This window comes from Streptomyces sp. NTH33 (assembly GCF_003236365.1).
GTDB lineage: Bacteria > Actinomycetota > Actinomycetes > Streptomycetales > Streptomycetaceae > Streptomyces.
Window position 1 is genome coordinate 1 of record NZ_POTZ01001163.1, and the last position, 399, is coordinate 399.

Annotated in this window: 1 protein-coding gene; it reads right to left on the minus strand. The window is 36.3% G+C overall.

Translation table 11 applies throughout. The features are described from left to right. Positions 1 to 399, minus strand: a 399-nt coding sequence (locus C1I97_RS38995) for a hypothetical protein (protein WP_220040915.1), incomplete at both ends; no start/stop codon positions are given.

The following is a 399-nucleotide window of genomic DNA, read 5'->3' on the forward strand; positions in this document are numbered from 1 at the left end:
CCGTAATTGCTAAGACAATAATAGCTAATCCACCAAACAACAACTTCCCTTGATCAAAAATAGATTTTACTTTACCTGAAACAGCGTTCTGGGCTTGTGTAAAGGCTTTTGATAAATTACCGTCATTTGATAAGGCACTCAATAACTCATCATTGATTTGATAAATTAAAGTATTCAAATACCAAAAAAACTTAGCTAAGCACATACCCGTATTATTGGCTAAGTCCGTCACACCAATTTTTTCTGAATAGGGTTGCCATGAAAACAGTGAGTCATTAAGCTTGTTGATGTTTTGTACGTCACTGGCTTTAAATGAGGTATCAGTGGTACTCGTATCGCCTGACTTCTTTTCTGCGTCACTTGTAACCTCATCTACTGCTTTATCAGCTTGTTTTGAAG